The organism is Pelagibius sp. CAU 1746 (assembly GCF_039839785.1).
Taxonomy (GTDB): domain Bacteria; phylum Pseudomonadota; class Alphaproteobacteria; order Kiloniellales; family Kiloniellaceae; genus Pelagibius.
The window spans coordinates 71285-87107 of record NZ_JBDOQT010000001.1 but is presented as its reverse complement, the minus strand read 5'-3'; the positions used below and the strand labels follow the sequence as shown (position 1 = coordinate 87107).

The window sequence follows — 15823 nt, the reverse complement described above, 5'->3', positions numbered from 1 at the left end:
ACTGCGATGCGTAGCAAACTTCCCTGGCTCCTGCTGGCGGCTTCCGTGGCGTTGAACGTCTTCTTCGTCGCAGGAGTGATTTTCCCCCGCTTCATGGGTGATCCGGCACCGCCGTCCAGACCGGACCCGGTTGTCGCGGCGGTGCAGGATTTCAATCTCGACGACCGCCAAGCCGCCGCCCTGGAGGCCCTGCGCCAGAGGATCGCCGAGCGCCGCGCGGAGGGCCGCGAAAACCGGCAGAGCTTCCGCGCCATCATCATCGACGCCCTGGAGCAGCCGGCTTTCGATCGGGCCGCGCTGGCTCTCGCGCTGCAGGCGCGCCGCGAGAGCGGTGGGAACATGGTTCTGGACATGGCGGAGGATCTCCACAGCTTCCTCGCCGGGCTGCCGGAGGAAACCAAGGCCGCCTTTCTGGCACGCGCCTCCGCGGACCGCGACTTCCTGCGCCGCCTGCTGTTTCCCCCCCGCCGCGACCGCGATTGAGCCCTGCCGCGGCCGCCGGTTCGGCGCGATTGACGCCCCGCCGCGCTGGGCCGAGAGCCTTGTCCGGCTAGTATGAACCACTCTGCCGGAGCAGAATTGTGCCAAGTTCAAGGGGTTTGGCGCAGGCCATAGTGGTGATATGGCCAAGCCGAAGCCTGCCGAAGCTGGTGCAAAGTTGCCCGGCCCGAGGGGTTTTCGAGCGGCGGGCGCCCGGGGAGTCGTAAGGCTTGCCCGATGCCCCGCATCGCGCTGGCCTTCCTCCTGCCGGTCGCCTCTCCGTTCGAAAACGGAATTGCTTCAAACCAGCCGGACAATGCTCTAGTGTCCGCCCCACTTGAACGGGGCGGCAGGAGGCCGTGCCCGGGGATCTATCCCGTCGGACGAGCGGAACCATGAGCAACGAGAGAGACCTGGCCGAGGGCGCGCGCGCCTGGCCCTTCGAAGAGGCAAGACGAGTCGTAAAGCGCATCGCCGGGAAAACCCCGGAGAAAGGCTATGTCCTCTTCGAAACGGGCTACGGCCCCTCGGGGCTGCCGCACATCGGCACCTTCGGCGAGGTGGCGCGCACGACCATGGTGCGCCAGGCCTTCCAGCGCCTCTCCGACGTGCCGACGCGCCTCTTCTGCTTCTCCGACGACATGGACGGCCTGCGCAAGGTGCCGGACAACATCCCGAACAAGGAGATGGTGGCCGAGCATCTCGGCAAGCCGCTGACGCAGATCCCCGATCCTTTCGAGACGCACGAGAGCTTCGGGCATCACAACAACGCGCGCCTGCGCGGTTTCCTCGACACTTTCGGCTTCGAGTACGAGTTCCAGTCGGCGACCGACTGGTACACCTCGGGCCGCTTCGACGAGGCGCTGTTGCAGGTGCTGCGCCACTACGACGAGGTGAAGAACGTGGTGCTGCCGACCCTCGGGCCGGAGCGCCGCGAGACCTACAGCCCCTTCCTGCCGCTCTGCCCCAAGACGGGCCGCGTGCTGCAGGTGCCGGTACTGGAGGTGAACGCCGAGGCCGGCACCATCGTCTACGAGGACGAGGACGGCGCCAAGGTCGAGGTGCCGGTCACCGGCGGCCAGTGCAAGCTGCAGTGGAAGGCGGACTGGGCCATGCGCTGGTACGCGCTGGGCGTCGACTACGAGATGTCGGGCAAGGACCTCATCGACTCGGTGAAGCTCGGCTCGCAGATCTGCAAGATCCTCGGCGGCCGCCCGCCGGAGGGCTTCAACTACGAGCTCTTCCTGGACGAGGAGGCCAAGAAGATCTCCAAGTCCAAGGGCAACGGCCTCAGCGCCGAGGAGTGGCTGACCTACGGTCCGACCGAGAGTCTTTCGCTCTTCATGTTCCAGAAGCCCAAGGCGGCCAAGCGGCTCTACTTCGACGTGATCCCGCGGGCGGTGGACGACTACCTCTCGCACCTCGCGGCTTATGACGGGCAGGACGAGAAGCGCCTGGAGAACCCCGTGTGGCACATCCACGGCGGCCAGCCGCCGGTGCCGGGCACCAAGCTCTCCTTCGCCATGCTGCTGAACCTGGCGTCCGTGTGCAACACGGAGGACAAGGCGGTGCTGTGGGGTTTCATCTCGCGCTACGCGCCGGAAGCCTCGCCGGAAAGCGATCCCTTCCTCGACCGCCTGGTCGGCTTCGCCCTGCGCTACTACCAGGATTTCGTGAAGCCGAAGAAGTCCTACCGCGCGCCGAGCGACAAGGAGCGCGCGGCGCTGGAGGATCTGGCCGCACGGCTGCGCGCCCTGCCGCAGGATGCCGACGGCGAGACCATCCAGAACGAGGTCTACGCGGTCGGCAAGGAGCACGGCTTCGAGAACCTGCGCGACTGGTTCAAGGCGCTCTACGAGACCCTGCTGGGCCAGGACCAGGGCCCGCGCATGGGCTCCTTCATGGCGCTCTACGGCCTGGAGGAGAGCCTCGCCCTCATCGACTCCGTGCTGGCTGGCGAGAGCCTGCAGGCGTCTTCCTGATCAAGGCTGCTCCTGTCACCCTCGGGCCTGCCTGCGCGAAGCCGAAGCGGCTTTGCTTCGGCGAAGGCAGGCTTGTCCCGAGGGTGCAGGGTTGCCAGGCCGTCGCCTGCCCTGGACGCTCGGAACAAGTCCGAGCATGACGGTGGCGCGGCGGCGGTGCCCAAGCACGCCTTTCTCGGCCCAAAGCTAATCTTAATCAAACGGTCAGATTTGTCGGGCAGTCATATAGGCTCGCTGGACTGTCTGAGTTGGAGGGGATCGCCGTGCAGTTCTTCCGCCGCATTAAAGCGGGCATCGACCCGCAGCCCTTCCTTGACGAGATCGCGTCGAACGAGGGGGCCTGGGAGGCCGCGACAGGCCGTCAGGCCAAGATCGCGGTGCAGCGCGAGGCCCTGGCGATCCCGCTGCGCGGCCTGCGTAAGTCGGCCATCGGCGAGCGCAAGCGCCGCGACGTGCACGAAAGCCGCTGGACCACGGGCTCCAAGCTCTATCCCGCCGCACGGCGTTTCTTGAAGGATGTCGCGCGCGAGCAGGGCGCTCTGCTGAGCCGGGCCAAGATCGTCTGCCTGCGGGCGGGCCGGCGCGTCTATCCGCACGTCGACCGCGGCGAGTACTACGCGGTCCGCGACCGCTACCACATGGTGCTCCGCTCGGCCCAGGGCTCCTGGCTGAAGTCCGGCGACGAAGAAGTGCGGATGCGCGAAGGCGAGCTCTGGTGGTTCGACAACAAGCAGATGCACGAGGCCTTCAACGACGGCGGCCAGGACCGCATCCACATGATCTTCGACCTGCTGCCGCGTGAGCGGGCGGTCGACGTCTTCGGCGAGAATGTGAAACTCGGCCGCTATACCGTGCGCGCCGGCGCGTGACGTTACCTCAGCCGTGCGCCCAGTCCCAGTAGGCTTCGCGGGCGGTGGTGTAGACCGGACCGGGCTGCAGGTTGCGGTCCTCGACCTTGGTGATCGGCACCACCTTGCCGTAGTTGCCGGTGGAGAAGACCTCGTCGGCCTCCAGCACGTCCTGCCAGGTGACGCGGCCCTCGTGCACCCTTATTCCCCTTTCCTGGAGAAGCTGCATGATCCTCTGGCGGGTGACGCCGTTCAGGAAGGTGCCGTTGGGCACCGGGGTGATGGCGGCGCCGTCCTTGGCGATCCAGATGTTGGCGGTGGCCAGCTCGGCGACGTTGCCGATGGCGTCCAGCACCACCGCGTTGTCGAAGCCGCGCTGCCCGGCCTCGGTCAGCGCGCGCGCCGAGTTGGGATAGAGGCAGGAGGCCTTGGCGTCGGTCGGCGCCATGTTCGGCGCCGGGCGGCGATAGCTGGACAGGCAGACGGAAAAGCCATCGGCGGGCGGCAGCGGCGCCTCGTAGAGGGTGAAGCAGAAGCGCGTCGACTCCGGGTCGGCGGCGACGAAGCCGCTCTCCGCGAAGAACATGGGCCTGAGATACAGCGCCGCGTCGTCGTCGAAATGCCTCAGGCCGTCCTGGGCGATCTCCAGCATCTCGCCGGCGGAATGGAGCGCCTTCAGGCCGAAGGTATTGGCGGAGTTGACCAGGCGCTCGCAGTGCCTGTCCAGGTCCGGCGTGACGCCCTCGAAGGCGCGCGCGCCGTCGAAGACGACCGAGGCCATCCAGGCGGCGTGGGTCATGGGACCCATGATCGGCGGGTTGCCTTCGACCCACTCACCATCCAGGAAATGCACGGCCTTGGGAGCTGTCATGACGGTGTCTCTCTAGCTGCTGTTGCGGCGCCGGAAAGAGCCTAGCCGGTCGCCCGGATCAGGGAAAGCTTGCCCGCGCGCAGAATCGCCGGGCGCTGCGCTGGGCAGCTATGCGTTGGAATTGTAGCGGTGACAATCGCCGGGCGGCGTCTCAGTGCCCGGACCAGGAGATTCGCGACACCCATTGCACCTGGGCCAGCGGCAGCTCGCGCACCACGTGCTCGCGGCTGAAAGCCTTGAGGCGCAGCACCCCGCCGCTGTTCTCCAGCAGTTCGGCGATCAGCAGTTCGCCTTGCTGGCTGCGCAGCAGCACGCGGTCGCCCGCGCGCACCTCGGCGCTGGGCGAGACGACCACCAGATCGCCGTTGCGGTAGACCGGCAGCAGGCCGTCGCCGGAAATCTCCAGGGCGAAGGCATGGGGGTCGGGCACGCCGGGGAAGGGGGCTTCCTCCCAGTGGCTGCGCAGCGGCCGGCCTTCGCTGTCGAAGTAACCGGGCTGGGCCGCCAGGACGAAGCGCAGCTTCGGCAGGCGGCGGAAGTTCGTCGGATGGCCCTGATCCTCGATCAGGCTGATGAACTCGCTGAGCGACGCGCCGGTGGCGTTCAGCACCTTGGCCAGCGACTCGGTGCTGGGCCAGCGCTGCTTGCCTTCCTTGGTGATGCGTTTGCTCTTGTTGAATGTCGTGGGGTCAAGGCCTGCCTGCCGGGCAAGCCCGGAGGGGGAGAGATTGTATCTCGCGGCAAGACGGTCGATCGCCCGCCATACGGCCTCGTGCTCCAACATGGGAACATTGTCTTATATGTTGCCTCTGAATGCAGCAAGAACATAGTCACAGGCCCCAAGCCCGAGGCAAAACAATGATTTGTAATGTTTTGGCGGGTTTTGGCCGCCGGGTCTTGTTCGCGCTGTTTACTCTCGATTACTTTGGCGCCCATGAATCGGGAACTGATCTATCACATCTGCCGCCGCGAAGAATGGGCCGCCGCCGAGGACTCCGGCAGCTACGCGGGCTCCTCCCAGGACCGTGCCGACGGCTTCATCCACTTTTCCGGCGCCGGCCAGGTCCGCGCCTCGGCGGCCAAGCACCGCGCCGGCCAGGACGGCCTGGTCCTGCTGACGGTCGAGGCCGCGGCGCTGGGCGAGGCGCTGAAGTGGGAGCCCTCGCGGGGCGGCGCCCTCTTCCCCCACCTCTACGGCGCGCTGCCGGCGGCGGCGGTGCGGCGCGTCGACGAGTTGCCGCTCGGCGCCGACGGCGCCCACGTTTTCCCGCCGCATTTTCAGGACTGAGACCGACCTTTGGACAGCTTTTCCCTGATCGGCCCGGCGCTCCGGCGGCTGGACCCGGAGACCGCGCACAACCTCACCCTCTGGGCCCTGGAGCACGGCCTGGCGCCGCGCCGGCCGGCGCCGGAGGATCCGGTCCTCGCCTGCGAGGTCTGGGGCCGGCGCTTTCCCAACCCCCTGGGGTTGTCGGCGGGCTTCGACAAGGATGCCCGGGTGATGGGCGCCATGCTGGGGCTCGGCCTCGGCTTCGTGGAGGTGGGCTCGATCACGCCGCGCCCGCAGCCGGGCAATCCCAGGCCGCGCATCTTCCGCCTGCCCGAGGACGGCGCGGTGATCAACCGGCTGGGATTCAACAACGGCGGTCTGGAGGCGGCCCGGACGCGCCTGGAAGCTTTCCGCAGCACCGGGCGGGGCGGCCCAGGTAAGAATGGCATTGTCGGGGTGAACCTGGGCAAGAACAAGGACACCGTGGAGGCCGCCGGCGACTACGTGCTGGGGGCCGCGGCACTGGGCCCCCTGGCGGACTATCTGGTGGTCAACGTCTCCTCGCCCAACACGCCGGGCCTGCGCGCCCTGCAGGGGCGCGGCGAGCTGGAGGCCTTGCTGGGCCGGGTGCTGGACGTGCTGGCGGATCCGGCGCCGCCGCTGCTGCTGAAGATCGCGCCGGACCTGACCGAAGAGGACAAGGCGGACATCGCCGCCGTCTGCCTGGATCTTGGCGTCTCCGGCATCATCGCCACCAACACCACCATCGCCCGCCCCGAGACCCTGAAGGGCGCGGCGAAAGGGGAGGCGGGAGGGCTCTCCGGGCGGCCGCTGTTCGAGCCCTCGACGGCGGTGCTGCGCGATCTCTATCGCCTGACCGAGGGCAAGCTGCCGCTGATCGGCGTCGGCGGCGTGTCGTCGGGGGCGGAGGCCTACCGCAAGATCCGCGCCGGCGCCTCGCTGGTGCAGCTCTACACGGCGCTGATCTACGGCGGCCCGGCGCTGGTCGCGCGGATCAAGACCGAACTGGCGCGGCTGCTGCGCGAGGACGGCTTCGCCTCTGTCGCCGCCGCCGTCGGCGCAGACCACCGCTATTCGGGATAGCGAGGCACATGCTTCGAGACGGCCCTGGCGGGCCTCCTCAGCATGAGGCCGGAGTTTGACCTCACCCTGAGGAGCAGCGCCCGTGCTCCTTGGGGGTGCGTCTCGAAGGATGTGCCACCGCTCAGAGGATATCCAGCACGCTCTCCGGCGGCCGGCCGAGGGCGACCTTCTCGCCCTTGACCACGATGGGACGTTCGATCAGCACCGGGTGCTCGACCATGGCGGCGATCAGGGCCTCGCGGCTGAGGCCCGGGTCGTCGAGGCCCAGATCCTTGTAGGGGGCTTCCTTGCGGCGCATCAGTTCGCGCGGCTCCATGTCCAGCTTCTTCAGGAAGCCGTCCAGGGTCGCCGCGTCCGGGGTGTCATTCAGGTACTCGATGACCCTGGGATCTTCGCCCTGTTCCTGCAGCAGCGCCAGGGTCTGGCGGGATTTGCTGCAGCGGGGGTTGTGATAGATGGTCACGGCCATCGCTTGCCTCCTTCTGAAATGGCACATTTTTAGCGGCAAAGAAGCGCCGCCGGCCGGGATTCGTCAAGGTCTCCTCAAGACTCCATTAACTATCTTTCAAGCCTCTTGGGGGAAAGTGCCTGACAAGGTCCGGTACAGCACTTTTTCAATCCCGGCAGGCGGATGCTGAAACACCTAGCGATTTTCCTCTGCTACGCGGGCGGCGCGGTGGCGCTGGCCCTCTTCGCGCCCCTGTGGCTGCCGCTTGCCGGCCGCGAGGCCGCCATCGGCCTGGGCCTGGCGGCGCTGATCGGCGGCGGGCTGCTGCACGAGGTCTATGCCCGGCTGGGCCGCGAGTCCTTCCTGGTGGAAAAGCTGATCGGCCTGCGCCACGCCCAGAGCGAGGCGATGGAGGAGCTGAGCTGGACGCGCCGCGAGTTGGCCATCCTGCGCGAGGCGCTGGAATCCGCCGGCAGCCTCAGCCGCTCGGGCAAGAGCGTCGACGAAGTCATTTCCGAGGTGAAGGTGCTGCAGTCGCTGATCGCCCGCCTCGCCAAGTCCTCCAAGGCGCCGGTCCCTGCTGCGGATGGCCCGAAGGCCGGCGCCCAGGCCATGGGCGATCCGGCGCGCCGCCCGGACGGGCAGGCCAAGCCGGCCGAGGGAACCAAGGCCCTGGCGCGCGACGACGCGAAGTCCTTTGACGGGGGCAACAAGATCGCCGTCATGCCGGCCAACGCCAACCAGAAGCCGGGAGTGCTGCCGCCGGTGGCCGAGGGGCTGGACGAGTCGGCGGTGCTGGACGTGGCCCGCCAGGCGCTGCGCGACGACCGCATCGACCTGGTGCTGCAGCCCATCGTGCTGCTGCCGCAGCGCAAGCGGCGCTACTACGAGTGTTTCTCGCGGCTGCGCACCAGCGACGGCTATATGATCCTGCCCGAGCAGTACATCGGCCTGGCCGAGCGCGAGGGCATCGTCGCGGCCATCGACAACATGCTGCTGATCCGCTGCATTCAACTGGTCCGCAAGATCCAGTACCGCAGCGAGAAGCTCGACTTCTTCTGCAACATCTCCAGCCACACCCTGGGCGACGACGCCTTCTTCGCCGACTTCGTGGACTTCCTGGAGAGCAACGGCGACCTGGCCAAGCACCTGATCTTCGAGTTCTCGCAGTCCGACTACGAAGCCTGGGACACAGGCGCCGCGGTCTACCTGCGCCGCCTCGCGGATCTGGGCTGCCGCTTCTCCCTGGACGGCGTGCACCACCTCAACGTTGACGGCGAGATACTGGCCCGGCGCAACTTCCACTTCGTGAAGGTCCATGCCGAGCTGCTGCTGGCCGACGCCGCCGCCGGCGAGGCCCTGGTCAACGACCTGAAGGAACACGGCGTACGCCTGGTGGTGGAGAAGGTCGAGGACGAGGACGCCCTGGTCGAGGTCATGGACCTGGGCGTCGACTGCGCCCAGGGCTACCTCTTCGGCGAACCCCGCCTGGCCAAGCCGGCGGCGTGAAGACGCGATCGCGCGTGCGCGTCGGCGCTAGGGCTTCTTGAACCGCTCTTTCATCACGTCTTGCATCGCCTCGTTCATGACCGGCTGAACTTCGGCGACCGTCATGCCGGGCTTCACCCGCTTGTCGTACCAGACTTTCAGCAGGATGATTTGGATGCCTGTGGCCGCTTTGGCGGAAGTGTCGGGCCTTGGGGCTTGGTTGTTCGAAAGCGATTTGGTTCCGGAGGTCCCCAGGGCCGTTACCAGCAGACGACTGATGCAGCTGCTTGTTTGCGCGCCGCCCAGTCCCGCCGGTATCGCTCCGGCCGCGTAGACGATTTCATGGCGGTTCTCGGTACTCATGCCCCGTTTCGCGCGGCAGAGATCCTCTTCCCCGTCGTCTTGCAGGTCGGCGGCCATAGCCGCTTCGTTGCTGTACAGTGGCGCATAGACCTCGGCATGCCGCCCGAGGGTCGCCTTCGGCGTTTCTGTGCCGAACACGAGCCATAGGTCGCCATTGTCGCCTTCCGCCATGGCGATTGGATGCCCGGTGACGCTGCGCAGCGCTGCCGCCCACTCTGCGACGTGGCCGCGATGCTCTTCAGCGCCTTCTCCCGCCAAGGATATGCGGACCGGCCGCACCCACTTGTCGATGCGCCCGCCGTCGTCGGTCAGGGTGTCGATGGGCAGGATCGCCGGTCGGGGGCTTTCCGCCGCTTCCTCGGTGACGCAGCCGTTCAATGCCAGGCTCGCCACCACGGCGGCGAAAGAACCTGCTACGGCCCTGTAACACGCTCTCATTTTCCCCACCCCCACCCCGTCTTTAGCTTGAGTTTCTACGCCAAACGTTGCGAGATATGAAATAGCATGGCTAGCGTCCCGGTTGAACCGCTTCTGCCGATTGTCCCTGCCGGACCGATCCCGCATCCTCCTTTGCATGAGGCGGCAGCCTGTGGCAGAAGAGGCGCGCAACCGTAATCTTTCGCCTTGAAACGGCCCGGAGACCCCGGAATTCCATGACATCCGCCACCCTCACGACCGAGGTGCCCATCTACCCCGGCCTCTCGGCCCTGGCCGAGCGCTACGACGCCTTCATCATCGATCTCTGGGGGGTCATGCACGACGGGCTGAATGCCTACCCGGCGGCGGTGGAGGCGCTCGGGCAACTGCGCGCGGCCGGCAAGAAGTCGATCTTCCTTTCGAACGCGCCGCGCCGCGCCGGCGTCATTGCCAGGCGCAATGCGGAGATGGGTATTCCGGAAGACCTGCCCGACCACCTGCTGAGCTCCGGCGAGGACGCCTGGCAGCACCTGAAGACCCGTGCCGACGCCTGGTACCGGGCGCTCGGGACCCGCTGCTACCACCTGGGTCCGGAGCGCGACTACGGCATGCGCGAGGGCCTGGAGGGCGTCGACTTCGTCGAGGCCCTGTCGGAGGCGGAGTTCATCCTCAATACCGGCATTCTCAACGACCACGACGTGGTGGAGACCTATCGCGCCTTCCTGGATGCCGGGCTGGAACGCAAGCTGCCGATGATCTGCGCCAATCCCGACCTCATCGTCATGCGCGGCGACGAGATGGAGATCTGCGCCGGGGCCCTGGCCCTGGACTACGAGCAGAAGGGCGGCGAGGTGCGCTGGCACGGCAAGCCGCATCCGGAGGTCTACCGCAGCTGCTTTGCCCTGCTGGAGGGCATCGACCCGTCGCGCATCGCCGCCATCGGCGATTCCCTGCGCACCGATGTGGCCGGGGCCCAGGCCTCGGGCATTTCCAGTATTTTCATCGCCGGAGGGATCCACGGCGAGGAATTGGGCGTAGATAGTGAGGGATTGATCGACCCCGAGGCCTACGCCGCCTTCATCTCGGCGGCCGAATGGAAGCCCACCGCGGTGCTGCCCTTCATGCGCTGGTAGGGGCCAGCCCGGGCTAACATCTCGCGGTCGGCCGGAACGGAAGTCATGGCTGAACCGCAAAGCCGTAGTTTTCACTGGCGTTTCGAGAATCCGCCGCAGGCCATCTGGCCGCTGCTGGCCGACACCGTGCGCTTCAACGAGGCCGCGGGACTGCCGCGCTACGAGGTCACGGAATCCCTGCAGGATGACGGCACGGTGCTCTACGAGGGCCGGCTGCGGCGCGGGCCGCTGACCGTCACCTGGCGCGAGATCCCGGTGAACTGGGTGGCCAACCGCTGGTTCGAGCATCGCCGCGAATTCCGCGGCGGCCCGTTGAAGGACCTTACCGCCCGCTTTGCCCTAACGGCCGAACCCGGCGGCGGCTGCCGCGGCGACTACACCTTGAGCGCCACACCGGCCAACCTGCTGGGCCGCCTGGTCCTCCGGACCGGTTTCTTTGAGCGCACCGCCAAGACCTTCGCCGCCCTGGCCGCCGATGCCGACCGCTTTGCCGCCGGCGCCGCGGCGCTGCCCTTCACCTTCAAGGCGCCGCGCCCCGACCCGGAGCGGAAGGCGCGGGTCGAGGCCCAGGTGGCGGAGATCGAGGCCAGCGGCCACGGCCACGGCCTGGCGGCGCGCCTGGCCGACCACCTGCTGAGCGCCCAGGAGGCCGACCTGGGGCACATCCGCCCGCTGGTCCTGGCGCGCGACTGGGGCGCCCAGCCGCGCGAGGTCATCGAGCTTTGCCTGCAGGCGGTGCGCAGTGGCCTTCTGACCATGCGCTGGGACCTGCTCTGCCCGCGCTGCCGCGTCGCCAAGGCCGCCGTGCAGGCCCTCGACCAGCTGCCCAAGGGGGCGCACTGCGCGACCTGCAACATCGACTACGACCGCGACTTCTCGCGCAATGTGGAATTGAGCTTCGCCCCGGCCCCGGCGGTGCGCGCCTTGGGCACGGGCGAGCACTGCCTCTTCGGGCCCATGTCGACTCCGCACATCTGGGTGCAGCGGACCCTTCAGCCGGGCGAGACCCTGACCGAGGCCTGCGAGCTGCCCGCCGGCAGCTACCGCCTGCGCACCCTGGAAGCGGGACCGGAAGAGGAGGCGGTGCTGGCCGAGGGCGAGGTCCTGCCCGAAATGGTGGTGGATGACGCGGCCGTGCGCCTTGGCGGGCCGGGCGAAGCCGGACGGGTGCGGCTGCGCAATGCCGCCACCGGCCCCCTGACCGTCATCATCGAGGAACGCCGCTGGGCGCGCGACGCGCTGACCGCCGACCGGGTGACCGCGCTGCAGGCCTTCCGCGATCTTTTCTCCGACCAGGTGCTCAGGCCCGGCGACGAGGTGGCGGTGGCGCGGGTGGCGCTGCTCTTCACCGACCTGAAGCGCTCCACCGATCTCTACGGCAGCATCGGCGATGCTGCCGCCTATCACTTGGTGCGCGATCACTTCGCCTTCCTGGGCGCCATCGTGCGGCGTCACAACGGCGCGCTGGTGAAGACCATCGGCGACGCCATCATGGCCGCCTTCGCCGCGCCCGGCGACGCCCTGGCCGCCGCCCTCGACATCCAGCGCGAACTCGCCGGCTTCAACAAATCGGAAGCGCGGGCGCTGGCCATCAAGGTCGGCCTGCACGAAGGCCCCTGCATCGCCGTCACCCTGAACGGGCGTCTCGACTACTTCGGCACCACGGTCAACATGGCCGCGCGCCTGCAAGGGCAGAGCGACGGCGGCGACATCGTGCTGTCGGAGGTGCTGGCGGAAGACCCGGCGGTGGCGGCCCTGCTGCCGGGCCTGGACTGCAGGACCGAGACCACGGCCCTGAAGGGCTTCGACGCCCCGGTCGCCTTCCGCCGTATCCGCGTCTGACCCGCTGCAACTTTCGATCGCTGGAGCCGCCGCCCGGCTGGGCTATGATGCGCGCCATTGCGAAAGACCTAATGTGAAACACCTTGGGGGGATTCGATGAAACGGGGAACGCGGCGCGGCTTGGCGCGTCTGCTGCTGCTGGCGGGGCTGCTGGCCATGGTGCTGCCGGCGGCGGCGCCTGCGGAAGCGGGGGACTTCGATCTGACAAAACTGAAGGACGGCGGCTACGTGGTGTTGCTGCGCCACGTGAAGGCGGGCGGCGTCGACGCCGACGACTTCGACCTGAAGGACTGCCGCACCCAGCGCCAGGTCGGCGCGGCCGGGCGCGCCCAGGGCGCGGTCCTGGCCGAACGCTTCCGCGCGGCGGGCATCGCCGGGGCGACGGTGCTGAGCAGTCAGTTTTGCCGCGCCCGGCAGACCGCGGAGCTGCTCGGCCTCGGCCCGGTGCGCGACGAGCCCGCGCTCAATTATTTCCATTGGACCGTCGGAGGCGAAGACGAGATGAACGCGGCGGTCCGCCGTTTGCTCGCTGAGATGAAACCGCCCGCCGGGCCGCTGGTGCTGGTGACCCACAGCCACGCCTTCGTCGCGCTGGGCCAGGAAAAGCCGCCTTCGGGCGGCGGCCTGGTGTTCAGGCCCAACGGCACCGACAGGCCGGAGGTCGCCGGGACCATCACCGCGCCGGAATAGCCACCCCGCGGCAGCGGGACTCTGCTGAGCGGGATTTGCAGATCTGCGGCGCAGGGCGCGTGCTAGCCTTGCCGGCATGACGGGAGAGTCCGAAGCCCCTTGTCCGGCGGCCGAGCCGGTGCCGGCGGGCAGCGTCGCGGCCGTGGCGCTGGGCGGTTGCCTGGCGCTGGCCGCGGCCATGGGCATCGGGCGCTTCGTCTATACCCCCATCCTGCCCTTTATGGTGGAGCGGCTGGGCCTGACCCAGGCTGAAGCCGGCGTCATCGCCTCGGCCAACTTCCTCGGCTACCTCCTGGGCGCGCTGGCTGCGGCCAAGGCCAGCCTGCCCGGCGGTCGGCGGCGCTGGTTCCTCTTTTCCCTCGGCATCTCCGCGGCGACCACCGCGGCCATGGCGATCGAGGCCTCGGTGCCGCTGTTCCTCTTCCTGCGCTTCGCGTCGGGCGTCGCCAGCGCCTTCGTGCTGGTCTTTGCCTCTGCCCTGGTGCTGGACCGCCTGGCCGCGGCGGGACGCCCCGCCCTCTCGGCGCTGCACTTCGCCGGGGTGGGGGTCGGCATCGCCGGCTCGGCGGTGCTGGTGGCGGGCCTGGCCGCCGGCGGCGTCGGCTGGCGCGGGCTGTGGCTGGCCAGCGGCGCCCTGGCCCTGCTGGCGCTGCTCGCCGTGCTGCGCCTGGTGCCGGCCGAGCCGGAACCGCCGCCGGCACACCGCCGCGCCGGCCGGGCGCGGCCCGACCCGCGGCTCATCGCGCTGATCCTCGCCTACGGCTTTTTCGGCTTCGGCTACGTGATCACGGCGACCTTCATCTCGACGCTGGTGCGCCTGACCCCGGCGCTGCAGTGGCTCGAGCCCTATGTCTGGCTGACCGTCGGGCTGGCGGGAATCCCTTCGGTGGCCGTCTGGGGCTGGGTCGCCAAGCGGATCGGCAACGGGCGCGCCTTCGCCGTCGCCTGTCTTGTGGAAAGTATCGGGGTCGCCTTTTCGGTGCTGGGCGAGGGCGCCGTGGCGGTGCTGCTGGCCGCGGCGCTGCTGGGCGGTACCATCATGGGCATCACCGCTCTGGGCCTGGTCCATGCGCGCAGCCTCTCCACGGGCGATCCGCGCCGCTCCATGGCGCTGATGACCGCGGCCTTCGGACTGGGCCAGATGATCGGCCCCAGCTTCGCCGGCTTCGCCTACGGTATCGGCCAGTCTTTCACCCTGCCGACGCTGGTCGCCTCCGCGGCGCTGCTGCTGGCTTTCTTTCTCACCATGGAATGGCGCCCGCCTAGATCGGATCGCGATTAGGCGGAACCACGGGGCGGTTCCGCCGAAACGTGTGAACCGGATCTGTTTCAAAGGCATAGAGCGGATTCACAGAGCCGTCCCGCGGGCGATTCCAGCCGGCCCTGATCTGCTCTAGAAGGTGAGCCCCGCCGTCGGCGCGGCGAGGTAGCCGACGAAACAGAGCCAAGCCCCCAGCGCCGCGACGAGCAGGGCCATCGCCGGCAAGGCGGCGGGTGACAGGACCGGGCCGGCCAGGCGGCTGCCCGCCTGCGGGAAGAGCAGGCGCACCACGCCCTTCGCAACCGAGAGCCAGCCGACGAGCGTGATGACGACGCGCCAGTCGGCGGTCCAGATGTTGTGGAAGGTCACGATGGCGAGTCCGGCGACGAGCGCCAGGGCGCCGGAGAAGTAATAGAGCGCCGGATCGTTCAGAAAGCTCTCCAGCATCCGGCGGTAGTGTGCCCGGTTCAGCAGCAGGCCCAGTCCGGCGATGAGGAACAGCGGGCCCAGCAGCCGGGCCAGGATGAGGGAAGCCATGAATTGCACCTCGCTTTCGGCGGTTGCCCTGCGGGCAGGGCGTCGACATGCCGCACAAGGACCGAGGCGGCCGCGGGGGCGGCCGGTCACGCTGGACAGGCTGCCCCCTATCGCCGCCTCGGGTCAATGACGCTACGGCGCGTCAGGCTTTCAGGGGCAGATGGATCTCGGTGACGTTCTCCGCCGCCGGCACTTCGCGCGGGTTGGTCAGGTAGTCCTCGAAGCAGGCGGCATCCGCCGGCTCCCGCCCGCTCTGCGGCAGCCAGGTGCCATAGAGCCAGCGGTAGGCGCCGTCCAGCTCCGCGTAGGGACCTTTGAAGCGCAGGACGGCATGGGGGCCGCCCGGCAGTTCGACCAGCGTGATGGGATCTTCGACCTCGGTATCCGGCGGCACCACCAGGCCGGCGTCGGCGCGCAGTTCGGCCCGGGGGACCTGGTCGGGATCGTCGTAGTAGACGCCGATCATGCGCGGCGGACCCTGCAGCGGACCCTTGCCCAGGGCTCCTTTTGCGGCGAAGTGAGCCATGACGCGGTTGAAGGTCTTTTCGATTTCCATGTAGTCGCCCAGATGATGCGCGGCGGCGAGGGTCAGGGGCTCGGTGTCTTCGATACGTACTTCGAACATGCGAAGGTCTCCTTCAGGTTTCTGGTTGATCGACAGGGGCGGCGATATCCGGCCCGCGGCGCGATACGCGGCGGGCGGCCGCCCATAGGCGCGGGCGAAGGCCCGTGTGAAAGCGGCGGCGGACCCATAGCCGGCTCTCCGGCCGATGGTCTCCACGGCCGTGTCGTCGCGGAGGAGTTCCCCCGCTGCGCGGTGCAGCCGCAGGCGGGTCACCATCTGCGCCAGGGTTTCGCCGGTGAAGGCGAGCCAGCAGCGCTGGAAATGGTAGGGGGACAGGCAAGCGATTTCCGCCAGGCGGATCAGGTCGAGCGGCGCGTCGAGGTTGTCGGCGACGTGGTCGGCGACACGGGTGAAGCGGCCCAGCCAGGCCTGATAGGTCGATTCACGCTTGCTCATGGGAAGGCTCCTGGTGTTGATGACCAGGTATTGACCTACCCGAGGCGGGCTTGATCTGTCTTGCGGTT

Annotated in this window: 16 protein-coding genes; 10 read left to right on the top strand and 6 right to left on the bottom strand. The window is 68.4% G+C overall.

Annotation, left to right across the window (positions count from 1 at the left end; all coding sequences use genetic code 11):
• Window positions 1-6: 6 nt before the first annotated feature.
• The 3 genes from AAFN88_RS00390 (at window position 7) to AAFN88_RS00380 (ending at window position 3331) form a co-directional block, all read left to right on the top strand.
• Window positions 7-483, top strand: coding sequence for a periplasmic heavy metal sensor (locus AAFN88_RS00390; protein ID WP_347517517.1), 477 nt, complete (start codon window positions 7-9; stop codon window positions 481-483).
• 392 nt (window positions 484-875) lie between these two features.
• A complete protein-coding gene (locus tag AAFN88_RS00385; RefSeq protein WP_347517516.1) occupies window positions 876-2462 on the top strand; it encodes a lysine--tRNA ligase in 1587 nt (528 codons plus the stop codon).
• Between the two features lie 263 nt (window positions 2463-2725).
• Entirely contained in the window at window positions 2726-3331 is a 606-nt protein-coding gene (locus AAFN88_RS00380; protein ID WP_347517515.1) for an aspartyl/asparaginyl beta-hydroxylase domain-containing protein, read from the top strand.
• Window positions 3332-3338: 7 nt separating this feature from the next.
• On the opposite strand, the gene AAFN88_RS00375 is transcribed toward AAFN88_RS00380, so the two are convergent.
• Window positions 3339-4181: a branched-chain amino acid aminotransferase gene (locus AAFN88_RS00375; RefSeq protein ID WP_347517514.1), complete on the bottom strand. Its 843-nt coding sequence runs from the start codon at window positions 4179-4181 to the stop codon at window positions 3339-3341.
• Window positions 4182-4332: 151 nt separating this feature from the next.
• A complete protein-coding gene (locus AAFN88_RS00370; RefSeq protein WP_347517513.1) occupies window positions 4333-4965 on the bottom strand; it encodes a helix-turn-helix transcriptional regulator in 633 nt (210 codons plus the stop codon).
• A 150-nt stretch (window positions 4966-5115) separates the two neighbouring features.
• Between AAFN88_RS00370 and AAFN88_RS00365 the strand changes: the two genes are divergently transcribed.
• Both AAFN88_RS00365 and AAFN88_RS00360 read left to right on the top strand, forming a co-directional pair.
• Window positions 5116-5469, top strand: coding sequence for a DUF952 domain-containing protein (locus AAFN88_RS00365; RefSeq protein ID WP_347517512.1), 354 nt, complete (start codon window positions 5116-5118; stop codon window positions 5467-5469).
• Window positions 5470-5478: 9 nt separating this feature from the next.
• Entirely contained in the window at window positions 5479-6555 is a 1077-nt protein-coding gene (locus tag AAFN88_RS00360; protein WP_347517511.1) for a quinone-dependent dihydroorotate dehydrogenase, read from the top strand.
• 121 nt (window positions 6556-6676) lie between these two features.
• Here the strand turns inward: AAFN88_RS00360 and arsC are convergent, their stop codons facing one another.
• Window positions 6677-7024 carry an arsenate reductase (glutaredoxin) gene (arsC, locus tag AAFN88_RS00355; RefSeq protein ID WP_347517510.1) on the bottom strand — a complete coding sequence of 116 codons (348 nt, stop codon included), beginning with the start codon at window positions 7022-7024 and terminating at the stop codon, window positions 6677-6679.
• Window positions 7025-7186: 162 nt separating this feature from the next.
• On the opposite strand from arsC, the gene AAFN88_RS00350 reads away from it, so the two are divergent.
• Entirely contained in the window at window positions 7187-8512 is a 1326-nt protein-coding gene (locus AAFN88_RS00350; protein WP_347517509.1) for an EAL domain-containing protein, read from the top strand.
• A gap of 27 nt (window positions 8513-8539) precedes the next feature.
• Here the strand turns inward: AAFN88_RS00350 and AAFN88_RS00345 are convergent, their stop codons facing one another.
• Window positions 8540-9250: a DUF2927 domain-containing protein gene (locus AAFN88_RS00345; RefSeq protein ID WP_347517508.1), complete on the bottom strand. Its 711-nt coding sequence runs from the start codon at window positions 9248-9250 to the stop codon at window positions 8540-8542.
• Window positions 9251-9507: 257 nt separating this feature from the next.
• On the opposite strand from AAFN88_RS00345, the gene AAFN88_RS00340 reads away from it, so the two are divergent.
• From AAFN88_RS00340 to AAFN88_RS00325, 4 genes are all read left to right on the top strand, one after another.
• Window positions 9508-10404: a TIGR01459 family HAD-type hydrolase gene (locus tag AAFN88_RS00340; protein WP_347517507.1), complete on the top strand. Its 897-nt coding sequence runs from the start codon at window positions 9508-9510 to the stop codon at window positions 10402-10404.
• A 45-nt stretch (window positions 10405-10449) separates the two neighbouring features.
• The gene (locus AAFN88_RS00335; RefSeq protein WP_347517506.1) at window positions 10450-12246 is read left to right on the top strand and encodes an adenylate/guanylate cyclase domain-containing protein; all 1797 of its coding nucleotides are present in this window, start codon (window positions 10450-10452) and stop codon (window positions 12244-12246) included.
• Window positions 12247-12342: 96 nt separating this feature from the next.
• Window positions 12343-12936 (top strand): histidine phosphatase family protein, encoded by a 594-nt coding sequence (locus AAFN88_RS00330; protein ID WP_347517505.1) that lies wholly within the window; start codon window positions 12343-12345, stop codon window positions 12934-12936.
• A gap of 76 nt (window positions 12937-13012) precedes the next feature.
• Entirely contained in the window at window positions 13013-14218 is a 1206-nt protein-coding gene (locus AAFN88_RS00325) for a YbfB/YjiJ family MFS transporter (RefSeq protein WP_347517504.1), read from the top strand.
• A gap of 111 nt (window positions 14219-14329) precedes the next feature.
• Here the strand turns inward: AAFN88_RS00325 and AAFN88_RS00320 are convergent, their stop codons facing one another.
• Both AAFN88_RS00320 and AAFN88_RS00315 read right to left on the bottom strand, forming a co-directional pair.
• Window positions 14330-14734, bottom strand: a complete 405-nt coding sequence (locus tag AAFN88_RS00320; RefSeq protein WP_347517503.1) for a hypothetical protein — start codon at window positions 14732-14734, stop codon at window positions 14330-14332.
• Between the two features lie 142 nt (window positions 14735-14876).
• Entirely contained in the window at window positions 14877-15755 is an 879-nt protein-coding gene (locus AAFN88_RS00315; RefSeq protein ID WP_347517502.1) for an AraC family transcriptional regulator, read from the bottom strand.
• Window positions 15756-15823: the final 68 nt, after the last annotated feature.